The 13,218-nt window shown below is 65.9% G+C and carries 12 protein-coding genes and 1 tRNA gene; 5 read left to right on the plus strand and 8 right to left on the minus strand.

All coding sequences use genetic code 11. The annotated features are described in order from the left end of the window. Positions 1 to 112: 112 nt before the first annotated feature. On the minus strand, positions 113 to 838 hold the full coding sequence (locus tag G369_RS37285) for a winged helix-turn-helix domain-containing protein (protein WP_019658316.1): 726 nt from the start codon (positions 836 to 838) through the stop codon (positions 113 to 115). A 374-nt stretch (positions 839 to 1,212) separates the two neighbouring features. Beyond that, a complete protein-coding gene (locus tag G369_RS0132840) occupies positions 1,213 to 3,162 on the minus strand; it encodes a sensor histidine kinase (RefSeq protein ID WP_080647965.1) in 1,950 nt (649 codons plus the stop codon). A gap of 65 nt (positions 3,163 to 3,227) precedes the next feature. On the opposite strand from G369_RS0132840, the gene G369_RS0132845 reads away from it, so the two are divergent. Next, on the plus strand, positions 3,228 to 3,968 hold the full coding sequence (locus G369_RS0132845) for a response regulator transcription factor (RefSeq protein ID WP_019658318.1): 741 nt from the start codon (positions 3,228 to 3,230) through the stop codon (positions 3,966 to 3,968). A 31-nt stretch (positions 3,969 to 3,999) separates the two neighbouring features. Here the strand turns inward: G369_RS0132845 and G369_RS0132850 are convergent, their stop codons facing one another. From G369_RS0132850 to G369_RS0132860, 3 genes are all read right to left on the minus strand, one after another. Then, on the minus strand, positions 4,000 to 5,370 hold the full coding sequence (locus G369_RS0132850) for a sigma-54-dependent transcriptional regulator (protein WP_019658319.1): 1,371 nt from the start codon (positions 5,368 to 5,370) through the stop codon (positions 4,000 to 4,002). Positions 5,371 to 5,377: 7 nt separating this feature from the next. Beyond that, positions 5,378 to 7,240, minus strand: coding sequence for a sensor histidine kinase (locus tag G369_RS0132855; RefSeq protein ID WP_019658320.1), 1,863 nt, complete (start codon positions 7,238 to 7,240; stop codon positions 5,378 to 5,380). Positions 7,241 to 7,317: 77 nt separating this feature from the next. Beyond that, complete coding sequence (locus G369_RS0132860; RefSeq protein ID WP_019658321.1) at positions 7,318 to 8,670, minus strand: dicarboxylate/amino acid:cation symporter; 1,353 nt, start codon at positions 8,668 to 8,670, stop codon at positions 7,318 to 7,320. Positions 8,671 to 8,930: 260 nt separating this feature from the next. Here G369_RS0132860 and G369_RS0132865 point away from each other — a divergent pair, with 260 nt between their 5' ends. Genes G369_RS0132865 through G369_RS0132875 form a run of 3 tightly spaced genes read left to right on the plus strand, consistent with a single transcriptional unit; the run spans position 8,931 to position 11,567 of the window. Further along, the gene (locus G369_RS0132865; protein WP_019658322.1) at positions 8,931 to 10,349 is read left to right on the plus strand and encodes an MFS transporter; all 1,419 of its coding nucleotides are present in this window, start codon (positions 8,931 to 8,933) and stop codon (positions 10,347 to 10,349) included. Between the two features lie 49 nt (positions 10,350 to 10,398). Next, entirely contained in the window at positions 10,399 to 11,109 is a 711-nt protein-coding gene (locus G369_RS0132870; protein WP_019658323.1) for an aspartate/glutamate racemase family protein, read from the plus strand. Positions 11,110 to 11,156: 47 nt separating this feature from the next. Beyond that, on the plus strand, positions 11,157 to 11,567 hold the full coding sequence (locus G369_RS0132875) for a PaaI family thioesterase (protein ID WP_019658324.1): 411 nt from the start codon (positions 11,157 to 11,159) through the stop codon (positions 11,565 to 11,567). Between the two features lie 40 nt (positions 11,568 to 11,607). Here G369_RS0132875 and G369_RS0132880 read toward each other — a convergent pair whose 3' ends face one another. After that, on the minus strand, positions 11,608 to 11,826 hold the full coding sequence (locus G369_RS0132880; protein WP_019658325.1) for a hypothetical protein: 219 nt from the start codon (positions 11,824 to 11,826) through the stop codon (positions 11,608 to 11,610). A gap of 131 nt (positions 11,827 to 11,957) precedes the next feature. Here G369_RS0132880 and G369_RS0132885 point away from each other — a divergent pair, with 131 nt between their 5' ends. Next, positions 11,958 to 12,209: a hypothetical protein gene (locus G369_RS0132885; protein ID WP_019658326.1), complete on the plus strand. Its 252-nt coding sequence runs from the start codon at positions 11,958 to 11,960 to the stop codon at positions 12,207 to 12,209. 121 nt (positions 12,210 to 12,330) lie between these two features. On the opposite strand, the gene G369_RS0132890 is transcribed toward G369_RS0132885, so the two are convergent. Continuing rightward, positions 12,331 to 12,406 (minus strand) — tRNA-Phe (locus G369_RS0132890). Between the two features lie 21 nt (positions 12,407 to 12,427). After that, the gene (locus G369_RS0132895; RefSeq protein WP_019658327.1) at positions 12,428 to 13,129 is read right to left on the minus strand and encodes a response regulator; all 702 of its coding nucleotides are present in this window, start codon (positions 13,127 to 13,129) and stop codon (positions 12,428 to 12,430) included. Between the last annotated feature and the right edge of the window lie 89 nt (positions 13,130 to 13,218).

Genomic DNA, 13,218 nt, shown 5'->3' on the forward strand with positions numbered 1-13,218 from the left:
GCTATGTTGCTCGGATGCATCCCGGAAAGGTAAAAACAAAATCAAAAAGGAAGGCGGCGCTCGAGGCACCAAGCGCCGGCCAAAATTGCCTGCAATACAGGCAACCCTCAATTCATCTGAGGAACATTGGTGAAACCGTGTGCAGCTTGTAACCTTGTCCGAATACGGCGCGCAGCATCAATCCATTTGCCGGCTCGATATTGAGTTTTCTGCGGATCTTGAAAACGCAGACATCCAATGCGCGAGAGCGCAGGCTGACGGTGTCCCGCCAGAAAAGACTGTAGAGCTGCTCGCGGCTCAAAAGACAATCCCTGTTCCGGAACAATTCGAGCGCCAAATCGAATTCGCGGGGTTGCAGGTACATTTCTTGGTCGCCGTGAAAAACCCGACGTTCGCTGATCTGGAAGCGGTAGCCCCGATAGATCAGAAGCTCGTTTCTTCCAGCGCCGTACGCCGCCATGGTGGAGCGGTGAAGCAGGCCCTGTGCTTTCGATCTGACCTCTTCGAGATCGAAGGGATGAAGCACGAAATCGAAGTTTCTCTCTCCGGAAAACTCACGATCGATGCGCTGTTGTGCAGCAACGCTGTCGCTGTTGACTGCGAAGAGCAGCGGCGCGTCAATGAGAGCGCGGACCGAGTCAAGCCACTGGACAGTCGCATTGACGGGCAATGGCAGCAAGACCAGCCCTGAATGCTGCCCCGCCTGAAGCGATCCGATGAAATCGGCAAGCAGATCGAAGGTGCCGGCGTGCGACAACTGGCGCTCGTGCGGCGGCAGGCAAATCAGTTGGGATTTGTCCAGGTTGAAAACCTGGGCGCGAGACTCCGGCGAAATCATTCCAAACTCTCCGTTTGACGTTGGATTTCACGGAAAGCGCTTTCCCCGCATCCCCGTGAACCCTTTCGGGGTGGGGAATGTATCTATTTACAATCAGATCAGACAATGCCGGAGATTGACTACAAATGACATATGCTGACTGATTCACTCGCGCATAAAATTAAAACTTTTGTATAGTGAGTGGAAGAAAATCACAAAGTTGGACAGGGAGTAGGAAAACTCCTTGTCCGGACCCGAAGTCAATGCGCATTAATGACCATTAATGTCATCCGATGCCGCCAGCGACTCTGCGAACGTTTTCTTTCTGGAATCGAAAAAGTCACGTTTCACTATCGGTCAAGACCCCGCGCTGACGCGGTCGCAACCGGCCTCGGTCAGCGCGGCAGCCCAAGAGGCGCTGGTTCCAGCGGAATCGTCAGGCGAAACACCGTGCCCTGATCGTCGCTGGACAGCAGTACCACGTCGCCCCCGTGCTGGCGGGCGATGGTCCGCGAGATGTGGAGTCCCAGCCCCGAGCCGGGCACCTGGGTCGATGTGGCCCCTCTGAAATAGCGTTCGAAGAGGCTGCTTTGCTCGCCATCGGGAATCGGCTCCCCCTGATTGCAGACTGTCACGCTGAAAAAACCCGTCATGGAGTCGCAGCGCACCGTGACCGTCGAATTGGAAGGGGAGTATTTCAGGGCGTTGTGGACCAGATTGCGGATCGCCATTTCGATTTTTGCGGGGTCGCCCATGCACATCGTCCGCTGGGTCGGCGCCTCGACGCTCAGGCGGGCGTTTTCCTCGGGTAGCCCGACGCCAGCCACGCTCTCGATCACCTCGCGCAGATCGAAGCTGCGGGCGGCGGGCTTCGTGGAGCCGACCGCCAACGCGTCGTCCTGCAAGATGTTCTCGATGAGCACGGCGAGGCGACGGATGGCCTTGCGGATCTTGCCGACCGCGCGCTTCACCGCCTCGTCACGGCCAGAAGGCGACAGTTCCAGCGCGTGGGCCACCGCGTCGACGATGGCGAGCGGCGTGCGGAATTCGTGCGAGACGACGGCGACGAATTCACGCTGCCGCACTCTGTCCTCCAGCGCCTTCTTGGCGACCTTCATCGAATCGAAGGCGACCTTGCGCTCTGAGCGAAGGGCCAGTTCCGCTTGCCTTGAACGGCTGGCCACCGCGAAGTTGAGCATCGCCAGATTCGCGAGCTGCAACATCGGAATCCAGGAGTCCAGAAGGTACGGCTGCGACATGTTCACTACCCCCAGCAGCACCAGCACGTAGAAGGTCCACGACAGATTCACGCAGGTGAAGATGGTGGTAGCCAGGAGATAGTGGAACGCCCGGTGGCGAAGCATCAGCCAGACGAAGAACCCCAGGTTGAACACTCCGACGCCCATCTGCAGGTAGATCGCCACATGGACGGCCGCCTGAACGCCCCATGCCGAAAGAAACGCGGTCGCTGCGAAGGTAGCCGCCGCGGCCTTCATCAACCAGGCAGCCCATGGCGAATAGCTGTCGTAGTCGAAGAACCGCCATGCGAACACGGCACCGATCGACATCAGCGCGCTTGAGATCACGTCCATGAAGCGGTCGGCTACGACAGGCGCCTCGGGAAACAACAGCGAGTTCGCGTAGCCCTGCATCAAGGCGACGAACACGAACATAAAGGCCAAGAAGAGCGCATACACCGCATAGATGCCGTTGCGCAGCCAGACCCAGAAGATCAGGTTCATCAGCACCATGACGCCGAAGGCGCCGGCGAGTGCCGAGACAAGAACCATGCGGCTGGTCTCTACTCTCTCCATCCCCGCCCGTTGCCAGACATGCAGGCACAGGGGGGCCAAGCCATGCGTCCTCACCCTCACGTAGTAGGTTTCGGGCGAGGATCCCGCTTCGACCGGGAAGGCCAGCATGCCGCTGCGGATGGTCCGTTCGACGAAGGGGTGCTGGTCGCCCACCCTATCCACCGAAATCTTGCCCGAGGCATCGCGGCGGTAGACCTCCACGTCGTCGATCCAGTTGGGGAATATCTGCACGGCCCATTGCGAAGGAGCGCTGGGCTCTCGCTGCAATGAAAATCTGATCCAGTAAATCTCGCCGGGGCGAAGCCGTCCGTGGCGAGTATCCCCGGCTATAAACTCCACGCCTTCGCGGCCTGAAAGAATGTCCTCGATAGAAATATTTCCAGATGTATCAATGAAGATTTCCTCATGACCGTGCAGCAGGACGGGCTCTTCCAGCCCCTGGTCACTGCGTAGCTCGAGGGCATGGGAAACCAGCGAAACAAGCCACAGCGCCACCCCCAGGATAAAAAAAAGACAGCGATTTCTTTTCATGTTGTTGATATTGTCCAGCCACTCTTCGGCGCCGGTCCCGTTTAGCCGCCCAGGAAAGGTGCACCATGAATACTCCGAACGCCAACACCGATAAAAAGATAACCGTCTATCTGATCGAGGACGAAGAAGACCTTCAGGAAGCGCTGGTCTACAGCCTCGAACAACTGGGTTTCAAGGCCTCCGGCTTCTCTACCGCGGCGGAGTTCTACAGGGCCTACGCGGTCGATCGCTGCGATGTAGTGGTCATCGACATCGAGCTGCCGGACGAGAACGGTTTTTCGATCGCCCAGCACCTGCGTTCGGCCAGCAATGTGGGGATCGTCTTCGCGACCGCGCACGGCGACCTCGGCGACCGGGTCCGCGGGCTGCGCGGTGGCGCCGACGCCTATTTCGTAAAGCCGGTGCATGCCGAGGAGCTCGCGGCATCGATCGAGGCCATCTACCGTCGCATCAAGGCTGCCGAAGCGGGTGCCGGCCGAACGCTGCAGCCCTATCAGCCCGAGGCGCCGCGCGGCACTGGGCGCTGGGTGCTCAAGGAAGGCGACTGGATTCTGTACGACCCGGACGGCAGGGCGCTACGCCTCACGATGTCGGAGCGCGCCATCGTCACCAGCCTGTTCAAGCAGCGCAACAAGCCGGTCGACCGCATGCAGCTCGCCGCGGCACTGGGCGGCGAGGACCTGGAGAACTTCGATCTGCAGCGCGTGGACGCTGTCGTGAGCCGGCTGAGGCGAAAGGCGACGGCTGCGGGCATCTCGCTGCCGCTGCACGCCGTGCGAGGCACCGGCTACCAGTTCCAGACTTGACGTACGCAAGCCTCCGCGCACGCCGCTTCGCTCACTTGAACTCGTCGACCGTCAGGCCCAGCTTGCGCACCTTGTCGTGCAGGGTCTGGCGCGCGATGCCCAGCGCTGCGGCCGTGGCCGGCTGGTCGCCGCGCTGGCGCCGCAGTTCCTCGACGATCACGGCGCGCTCGAAGGACTCCACCTGCTGCGGCAGCCCGCGCGGCAATGCGGGCACGCCCTGCGCGCTTCCGCCGCCGCCGTGCGTCTGCGTCAGGCGCTCGCCCAGCAGGCCCAGCACGAAGCGGTCGGCGACGTTGCGCAGTTCGCGCACGTTTCCGGGCCAGGCGTAGGCCATCAGGTCGGCCAGCTGGGCGTTGCTCAAGAGCGGCGCGGGGCGGTCGTAGCGGGTCGCGGCCTGCAGCGTGAAGTGCTCGAAGAGCAGCGGAATGTCCTCGCGCCGCTCGCGCAGGGGCGGCAGCTCGATGAAGGCAACGCCCAGGCGGTAGTACAGGTCGGCCCTGAACTTCTGCTGGTCGCTCATGGCCTTGAGGTCGTCCTTGCTCGCGGCCACCACGCGGCAGTCGAAGGGAATGGTCTTGTTGGAGCCGATGCGCTCGATGCTGCGCTCCTGCAGCGCGCGCAGTAGCTTGATCTGCACTGCCATCGGCATGCTCTCGATCTCGTCGAGGAACAGCGTGCCGCCGCTGGCGTACTCGAACTTGCCCACGCGCATGCGGCTCGCACCGGTGAAGGCGCCGGCCTCGTGGCCGAAGAGCTCGCTCTCGGCCAGCGACTCGGGCAGCCCGCCGCAATTGAGCGGCACGAAATGCTGGCGCCGGCGCGCGCTGTGGTCGTGCAGGCAGCGCGCGACGAGCTCCTTGCCGGTGCCGGTCTCGCCGTAGACCAGCACGTCGGCGGAGGTCTCGGCCAGCGTCTTCACGGTCTGGCGCACCTGCTGCATCTGCGCCGATCGGCCGATCAGCACCGACTGGATGCCCTGCCAGTTCTCCAGCGCGTCGCGCAGTGCGCGCACCTGCAGGCTGAGCTGCCGCCGCTCGATGGCATGGCGCACGATGGCCACCAGCCGCTCGGAGCCGAAGGGCTTCTCGATGAAATCGTAGGCGCCCTCGCGCATGGCCTGCACCGCCATCGCGATGTGGCCATGGCCGGTGACCAGGATCACCGGCAGCTCGGGATCGACGTTGCGCAGCTCGGGCAGCCACTCGGTGCCACTCATGCCCGGCAGGCGCACGTCGCTGATGACGACGGCGGGCACGCCGAACGTGATGTGCGGGCGCGCGCGCTCGGCGCTGGGAAAGGACTCGACTTCGAAACCGGCCAGGGTCAGCACCTGGGTGGTGCTGACGCGGACGTCTTCGTCGTCCTCGATCAGCATCACCCGGATGGCAGGGGCTTCGCTCACTTGGGGATCACTCCTGTTGTGCAATGGAAAAGGCGTCGGAAACCGGCGGCTGGCTGCTGCTGTCGTGAATCACGGCGATGGCCGCCGGCAGGTCGATGACGAAGCAGGCCCCGCCGCCGTCCAGGTTGGCCGCGCGCAGCGTGCCGTCCATGGACCGCACCAATTGTGCCGAGATCACGAGACCCAGTCCCAGGCCCGAGCCTGCGGCCTTGCCGGTGACGAAGGGTTCGAACAGGCGCTGCAGGATGTCGGGGCGGATGCCCGGCCCGGTGTCGGTCACCGACAGCAGCACGCGGCCCTCCTTCGGCCGCGCCTGCAGGCGCAGCTTGCGCACCGGCGCGTCCTGCATCGCGTCGATGGCGTTGCGCATCAGGTTGGCGAGCACGCTGCCGAGCGCGGCCTCCTCCGCCATCACGCTCAGCGTGGCGGGCTGCACGTCGACCTCGATGGCCACGCGATGCTTCCTGGACGCCTCGGCGACGATCACCTGCGCGTCGGCGATCGCGTGCGACAGCAGCACCGGCGCCAGTGGAAGCTCGCTCTTGTAGGCGAAGGTGCGCAGCTGCGAGGTCAGCCGCGCGAGCCGGTCGACCATGCCGCGGATGCGCTCGAGGTTGCCGCGCACATCGTCGAGGCGGTTCTTGTCGAGCAGGATGGCGGCGCTTTCCGAGAGCGTGCGCATGGCCGTGAGCGGCTGATTGAGCTCGTGCACGACGCCCGCCGACATCTGCCCCAGCGCGGCCATCTTGCCGGCATGCACCAGTTCGCCCTGCGCCGCGCGCAGCTGCGCGGTGCGCGCGGCCACGGTCGATTCGAGTGTGTCGTGCGCCGCCTGCAGCGCGGCCTGGTTGGCGAGCTTCTGGCGCACCGCGCGGCGGCGCTGCCACAGCGCCACGGCCACCAGCAGCAGCACCGTCATCGCGAGCCCGGCAGTGATGGCCGCGTTGCGCGCGGCCAGGTGCAGCGGCGCGAGGTTGTCGAGCACCACCAGCTGCCACGGCGCGCCGCGCAGCGTGCGAGCCGAGGCGAGCTGGTCGACGCCGTCGAGCGAGATCACCTGCACGTCGCGGTCGAGCGCCTCCTTCTGCGTCCATCGCAGCGGCTGCAGCGCGGCCTCGCCGTAGGGACGCGAGCGCAGCACCTCGGCGCGCTGGAGGGCATCGAGCGGCAGCAGCGGCCGGAACTTGATGTCCTCGCGCGTGGAAAGTATGACCACGCCGCGCTGGTCGATCAGCGCCACGTCGCCCGGCAGCTTGCGCCAGGCGCGCTCGGCTTCCTCGAGATTGATCTTCACTGCCACCACGCCGCGCGAGGCCTGCCCGCGGCGCAGCGCATAGGAAAGGTAGTAGCCCGGCTTCTTGCTGGTGATGCCCACGCCGTAGAAGCGGCCCCTGCCCTGTCCCAGCGCGTCGATCACGTAGGGACGGAACGAGAGGTCCTGGCCCACGGTGGTACCGGGCTTGTCCCAGTCGGAGGCCGCCAGCGAGGTGCCGGAGGCATCGAGCACGTAGAGCATCTCCGCGCCCGCCGCGGCGTTGACGCCGTCGAGGTAGCGGTTGACCGAATCGCGCAGCCGCGTGTCCGACGGGGTGCCGAGCAGGGCCGGCACCAGGGGCGTCATCTCCAGCAGCGCGGGCAGGTAGTCGAAGCGGGCCAGGTCGGCGTCGAGGCCGGTGGCGAGCATGTCGAGCCGGTGGTCGGCCGCTTCGCGCAGCCGGGCCAGGCCGGTCTGCATGGCGACCTGGTAGCCCGCGAAGGCGGCCACGGCCACGAGGGCCAGAGCGCCGCCCCATCGAGGCAGGCCGCGCCACCCCCTCGTCGCCTGGTCGGAATGTGGGTCTAGACGCCGGGCCGGCTCCCTTGGATTCATGGGGCCGTTATTGCACAAGGCGGGGCCGCCTGCATCAGTGGCAGCCCGATGGCCCCAGGGCGGGGCCGAAGGGAGGATCAGGAAACCTGCCGCGCGGAGGCGACGGGCATGTGCGCCTCGGTGGCGTCGAGCACGCGCTCGGGCTCGTCGGCCTCGGCGGTGCTTTCCTGGTTCAGGTGCTGGTTCATGCGCACGGTGTCGAGGTCGCCGGTCCACTTGGCCACCACCAGCGTGGCTACGCCGTTGCCGATCAGGTTGGTGAGCGCGCGGGCTTCCGACATGAAGCGGTCGATGCCCAGGATCAGCGCCAGCCCCGCCACCGGCACATGGCCCACGGCCGACAGCGTCGCCGCCAGCACGATGAAGCCGCTGCCCGTGACGCCCGCCGCGCCCTTCGAGGTCAGCAGCAGCACCGCCAGCAGCGTGAGCTGCTGCGTGAGCGTCATGTCGGTGTTGGTGGCCTGTGCGATGAACACGGCCGCCATCGTCAGGTAGATGGAGGTGCCGTCGAGGTTGAACGAATAGCCGGTCGGAATCACCAGGCCGACCACCGACTTCTTCGCGCCCAGGTTCTCCATCTTGGCCATCATGCGCGGCAGCACCGATTCGCTGGACGAGGTGCCCAGCACGATCAGCAGCTCTTCCTTGATGTACTTGATGAACTTCCAGATGCTGAAGCCGTGGAAGCGCGCGATAAGCCCCAGCACCACGAAGATGAACAGCAGGCAGGTGGCATAGAAGGTGGCCATCAGCTGGCCCAGCTGCAGCAGCGAGCTCACGCCGTACTTGCCGATGGTGAAGGCCATCGCGCCGAAGGCGCCGATGGGCGCGACCTTCATGATGTAGCCGACGATCACGAAGAGCACGTGCGAGCCCTTCTCGATCACGTCGAACACCAGCGTGCCGCGGCCACCGAAGCGGTGCAGCGCGAAGCCGAACATCACGGCGATCAGCAGAACCTGCAGGATCTCGCCCTTGGCGAAGGCATCGACCACCGTGCTCGGGATGATGTTGAGCAGGAAGTCGGTGGTGCTCTGCATCTTGCCGGGGCCGGTGTAGGCCGCGATGCTTTTTGTGTCGAGCTGGCTCACGTCGACGTTCATGCCTGCGCCGGGCTTGAGCACGTTCACGAGCACCAGGCCCACGATCAGCGCGATGCTGCTCACGATCTCGAAGTACAGCAGCGCCATGCCGCCGGTCTTGCCGACCTTCTTCATGTCCTCCATGCCGGCGATGCCCACCACCACCGTGCAGAAGATGATCGGCGCGATGATCATCTTGATCAGCTTGATGAAGCCGTCGCCCAGCGGCTTCATCGAGGCGCCGGTGTCGGGATAGAAATGGCCCAGAAGCACCCCGAGCACGATGGCCGTGATGACCTGGAAGTACAGGGATTTGTAGAAGGGCTTGGGGGCGGTCTGGTGTTCCATGGGGGTGCTCATTGGTTTGTCTCCAGGGTCGTGACCGGGCCCACATCGGAGGGGCGCGGCCGGCCGGTGATCCAGCAATCGACATGCCACGGCCGGCAAGGGTCGGCAGGCGCCGTAAGCCATTGATTTCAAAGCGCTTTCCCCCAAGAGGGGCGAGGTGCCCCGCCGACGATCCGGATGCCGCAGACCGGCCCCGTCCGCGCTTCCGGATCGTCACCACCGGGTAAACCCTAGGCGCCCGGCGGTGTCAGACTCGGCGCATGAACGACAACGCCCAGCCCGTCGCGGCCTCGGAAGGCGCCTCCAGGCGCATCGCGCTCACGGTGGCGGCCGCCTTCTTCATGGAGACGCTGGACGCCACCGTCATCGTCACGGCGCTGCCGGCGATCGGGGCGGCCTTCGGCATCGGTGCGCTGGACGCGAGCCTGGGCGTGACGGTCTACCTGATCGCGATGGCCGCGCTGGTGCCGGCCGCTGGCTGGTGCGCGGGCCGCTTCGGCGCGCGACGGGTGTTCGCGCTGGCGGTCGGGGCCTTCACCCTCGCCTCGCTGGCCTGCGGGCTCGCGCCGAGTTTCGAATTCTTCGTCGCGGCGCGCGTGCTGCAGGGCACGGCCGCGGCCTTCATGTCGCCGGTGGGCCGGCTGGTGGTGCTGCGCGAAACGCCGAAGCACCGGCTGATCGAGGCCATCGGCACCATCACCTGGCCGGCGCTCATCGCTCCGGTGATCGGGCCGCCGCTGGGCGGGCTGATCGCCACGCATGCGTCGTGGCGCTGGATCTTCCTGCTGAACGTGCCGCTGGGACTCGTCGGCCTGTGGCTGATCATGCGGCTCTTTCCACGCCGGGCCGACGCGGCGCCGGCGCGCTTCGACGCTGCCGGCTTCGTGCTCACCGCCATCGCGCTGGCCGCGCTGGTCGAAGGCCTCACGCGGCTGGGCGGGCCGCACCCGGGCTCGGCCTTCACGCTCGGCCTGCTGGCCGCAGGCGTGGCGGCCGCCATCGCCGCGGTGCGCCACGCGCGGCACGCGGCGGCGCCCCTGCTCGACCTTCGTGCGCTGGCGGTGCCAACCTATGCGCTGGCCACGGCGACCGCGGGCTTCGTCTCGCGGGTCGCGATCAACGCCTCGCCCTTCCTGCTGCCGCTGATGTTCCAGATCGGCTTCGGCATGAGCGCTTTCCAGGCCGGCTCGATGCTGCTGGTCTACATGGCCGGCAACCTCGTGATGAAGAGCGCCACCACGGCGGTGCTGCGGCGCTTCGGCTTTCGCCGCGTGCTGACGGTGAACGGCGCGATCTGCGCCGCCACGCTCTTCGGCTGCGGGCTGCTGTCGCCGGGCGACCCGCTGCCGTGGATGTGCGTGCTGCTCTTCGTGGCGGGCATGGCGCGCTCGATGAACTTCACCGCCATCGGCACTCTGGCCTTCGCCGATGTGCCCGACGAGACCCGCGCGGGCGCCAGCACGCTCGGCACCATGCTGCAGCAGGTGTCGCTCGCGCTCGGCGTGGCCCTGGGCGCGATGGTGCTCGGCGCCTCGCAGGCGTTGCGCGGCGCGCCCGCGGTGGAGCTCGCCGACTTTCGCCATGCCTGGTACGTGGTCGGCCTGCTGATGGCCATCGCGGCGCTGATGACGCTGCGGCTCGACCGCCATGCCGGCGTGGCGGTGTCGCGCAGGGCGTGAGAACATCGTCCGACTCTTTTCTGCCACTTCGTTTCCGGAGACATCTTCCATGCCATTGCACATCGGCATCGTCGGCTGCTCGGCCGAAGGCGCTGCGCTCTGCTATCGCACGCTGTGCGTCGAAGGCGCCAGCCACATGGGCCACGCCCATGCGCACCCCGAGGTCTCGATGCACACGCACTCGCTCGCGGCGTACGTGGACTGCCTGGACCGCGGCGACCTGAACGGCGTCGCGCAGCTGATGCTGTCCTCCGCAGGCAAGCTCGCCGCGGCTGGCGCCGACTTCTTGATCTGCCCCGACAACACCATCCACCAGGCGATGCACCTGGTGCTTGCGCAGTCGCCGCGGCCCTGGCTCCACATCGCCGAGGTGGTTGCAGCCGAGGCGGTGTCGCGCGGCTTCCGCAGCGTGGGCGTGCTGGGCACGCACTGGCTGGTGAACAGCGAGGTCTACCCGCAGGCGCTGTCTGCAGCCGGGCTCGAAGCCGTGCGGCCAGACGCCGACGAGCGTGCGGAGATGGGCCGCATCATCATGGACGAGCTCGTGCGCGGCGTGATCAAGCCCGAGTCCACCGACGTGCTGCGGCGGATGATCGACGGGCTGAAGGCGCGCGGCTGCGATGCCGTCGTGCTGGGCTGCACCGAGCTTCCGCTGGTGCTGGACGACGGCAACTCGTCGCTGCCGACGCTGGACTCGACCCGCCTGCTGTCGCGCGCCGCGCTGCGGCGCGCGACAGCTGCAGCGGCGGCGATCGCCTGAGCCTTCGCCTTCATTCGTTCCTCGACACCACAAGCAAGGAGACGCTCATGCCCGACATCGCCTCGATGCAGAAGCTGCTGGACACCATCTTCCCCGGCCTCATGGGCGTGAGGCTCACCGAACTCGCGCCCGAGCGCGTGGTCGCGCAGATGGAAGTCCGCCCCGACCTGTGCACCGCCGGCGGCATCCTCCATGGCGGCGCCTACATGGCCTTCGCGGACACGCTGGGCGCGGTCGGCACCATCGTCAACCTGCCCGAAGGCAAGCGCACGACGACGACCGATTCGAGCACCAAGTTCATCGCCGGAGCACGCGTGGGAACGACGGTCACCGGCACCAGCGTGGCGCTGCACCGCGGGCGCACGACCCAGGTGTGGCAGACCACGATCGCCAATGCGGATGGAAAGCTCTGCGCAGTCGTCACCCAGACTCAGCTGGTGCTCGACGCGGCAGCCTGAGCGTCGCTGCTGCTGCCCTGAGCGCTGATGAGAGCGGCCCTCAGGCCCGCTGCCGACGCCATCGCCCAAGCTCCGCCCGACCGAGCGGCGTGATGCGCAGGATCATGGCGGACCGCCTCAGGCGTTCACCCGGCTCGGGAAGCCTCGCCTCGATGAACCCGGCCGCCGCAAGGACGGCCGCGCAGTGGATATCGGCCTCCTCCAGGATGGCCAGCGGGAAAGACGCCTCCTCGATCCGACGCAGAAAGTCCATCGGCATTGCTGATGATCCTCGCAGGTGCGCGCTTGCTTGTTCTTTTAGCTATGGCTCGTCGTCGTGGCTCCCCGCGACGATTCTGCAGCGTGCGGCCCGCCCCACTGTAGGCGCGGGCCTGCCGCTACGATCAGCCGATGACTACGCTGTACCTGCAGATGACCGAGAAGCTCTCCGCGCACTGGAGAGAGAACAACAACGCCTACCCCCGGAAGTTCGTGCTCAGCCCCGCACTGCGCGACCAGTATCTGCGCGACCTGTCGCTGATCACCATCCCTGGCGAACGCGACATGAGCGCGACGAAGCACATGGGAGTGCCCATCGAGATTGCTGAGAACACGCCGGGGGTGATGGTGGCGGCCGATGGGACGGAGGTGGCGCTGCAGTGAAGTGGTCGTCGGCCTGAAGGGCCGATGATGTGCCGATACGGGAGGCCGCACCGGATCGCGGCAAGACGGGCGCAAAGCAAAAGGCGCTACAACCTCGAGAGTTGTAGCGCCTTGCTGAATATGGTGGCCTGGGGCGGAATCGAACCACCGACACGCGGATTTTCAATCCGCTGCTCTACCAACTGAGCTACCGGGCCGTTGCTGTGTGCAGCCTCAAATTATACAGCGCTTCTGCGCCCTCTTGAAAGATCGACGCCAAGTTGTTTGAGTTTTCTGTAGAGATGGGTGCGTTCGAGGCCGGTTTTCTCGGCGACGCGGGTCATGGAACCGTTCTCCATCGCCAGGTGAAACTCGAAGTACGCCTTCTCGAAGCCGTCGCGCGCATCGCGCAGCGGACGGTCGAGATCGAAGCTCTGAGTGGACTGCGGGCCGGTGTCGGCCACCGGCACGGAGGCCAGCGAAGCCATCAGCAGGCTGTCGCCCGTCGTCGTGATGGCGGCTGCCTGGTTGCCGGTGATCGGTGCGGGCACCACACCCGCTGCTGCGCGGCGCGCATTCTCGCGAGCCAGCCCCTGCTCCACCGCCTTGAGCAGCTTCTGCATGGTGATGGGCTTTTCGAGAAAGGCGAATGCGCCGATGCGCGTGGCGTCGACTGCCGTATCGATCGTGGCGTGGCCGCTCATCATGATGACGGGCATGCTCAGCAGGCCCGCAGTGGACCACTCCTTGAGCAGCGTGACGCCGTCGGTGTCGGGCATCCAGATGTCGAGCAGCACGAGATCGGGACGTGCGCGCTGGCGTGCAGCGCGCGCTTCGGCCGCGTTCTCCGCGAGTTCCACGTTGTGGCCCTCGTCATTGAGAATTTCGAAGAGCAGGTCCCGGATGCCCAGCTCGTCATCGACCACGAGAATGTTTGCCATGAGTGCTGCTTGTTGTGTGCGCTGGTGTCCGCAATGGTATGTTGAGTCCGCTGGCCATCCATCGCCTGTGCGACGGTCATTCGTGCGGC

The organism is Variovorax atrisoli 110B (genome assembly GCF_000382045.1).
In the GTDB taxonomy this organism is placed as follows: domain Bacteria; phylum Pseudomonadota; class Gammaproteobacteria; order Burkholderiales; family Burkholderiaceae_C; genus Variovorax; species Variovorax atrisoli.

Excerpts from the sequence above, each read along its gene's own strand:
- G369_RS37285 (WP_019658316.1), bottom strand. The coding sequence starts at position 838 with ATGATTTCGCCGGAGTCTCGCGCCCAGGTTTTCAACCTGGACAAATCC.
- G369_RS0132840 (WP_080647965.1), bottom strand. The coding sequence starts at position 3,162 with ATGAAAAGAAATCGCTGTCTTTTTTTTATCCTGGGGGTGGCGCTGTGG.
- G369_RS0132845 (WP_019658318.1), top strand. The coding sequence starts at position 3,228 with ATGAATACTCCGAACGCCAACACCGATAAAAAGATAACCGTCTATCTG.
- G369_RS0132855 (WP_019658320.1), bottom strand. The coding sequence starts at position 7,240 with ATGAATCCAAGGGAGCCGGCCCGGCGTCTAGACCCACATTCCGACCAG.
- G369_RS0132860 (WP_019658321.1), bottom strand. The coding sequence starts at position 8,670 with ATGGAACACCAGACCGCCCCCAAGCCCTTCTACAAATCCCTGTACTTC.
- G369_RS0132865 (WP_019658322.1), top strand. The coding sequence starts at position 8,931 with ATGAACGACAACGCCCAGCCCGTCGCGGCCTCGGAAGGCGCCTCCAGG.
- G369_RS0132870 (WP_019658323.1), top strand. The coding sequence starts at position 10,399 with ATGCCATTGCACATCGGCATCGTCGGCTGCTCGGCCGAAGGCGCTGCG.
- G369_RS0132875 (WP_019658324.1), top strand. The coding sequence starts at position 11,157 with ATGCCCGACATCGCCTCGATGCAGAAGCTGCTGGACACCATCTTCCCC.
- G369_RS0132880 (WP_019658325.1), bottom strand. The coding sequence starts at position 11,826 with ATGCCGATGGACTTTCTGCGTCGGATCGAGGAGGCGTCTTTCCCGCTG.
- G369_RS0132885 (WP_019658326.1), top strand. The coding sequence starts at position 11,958 with ATGACTACGCTGTACCTGCAGATGACCGAGAAGCTCTCCGCGCACTGG.
- G369_RS0132895 (WP_019658327.1), bottom strand. The coding sequence starts at position 13,129 with ATGGCAAACATTCTCGTGGTCGATGACGAGCTGGGCATCCGGGACCTG.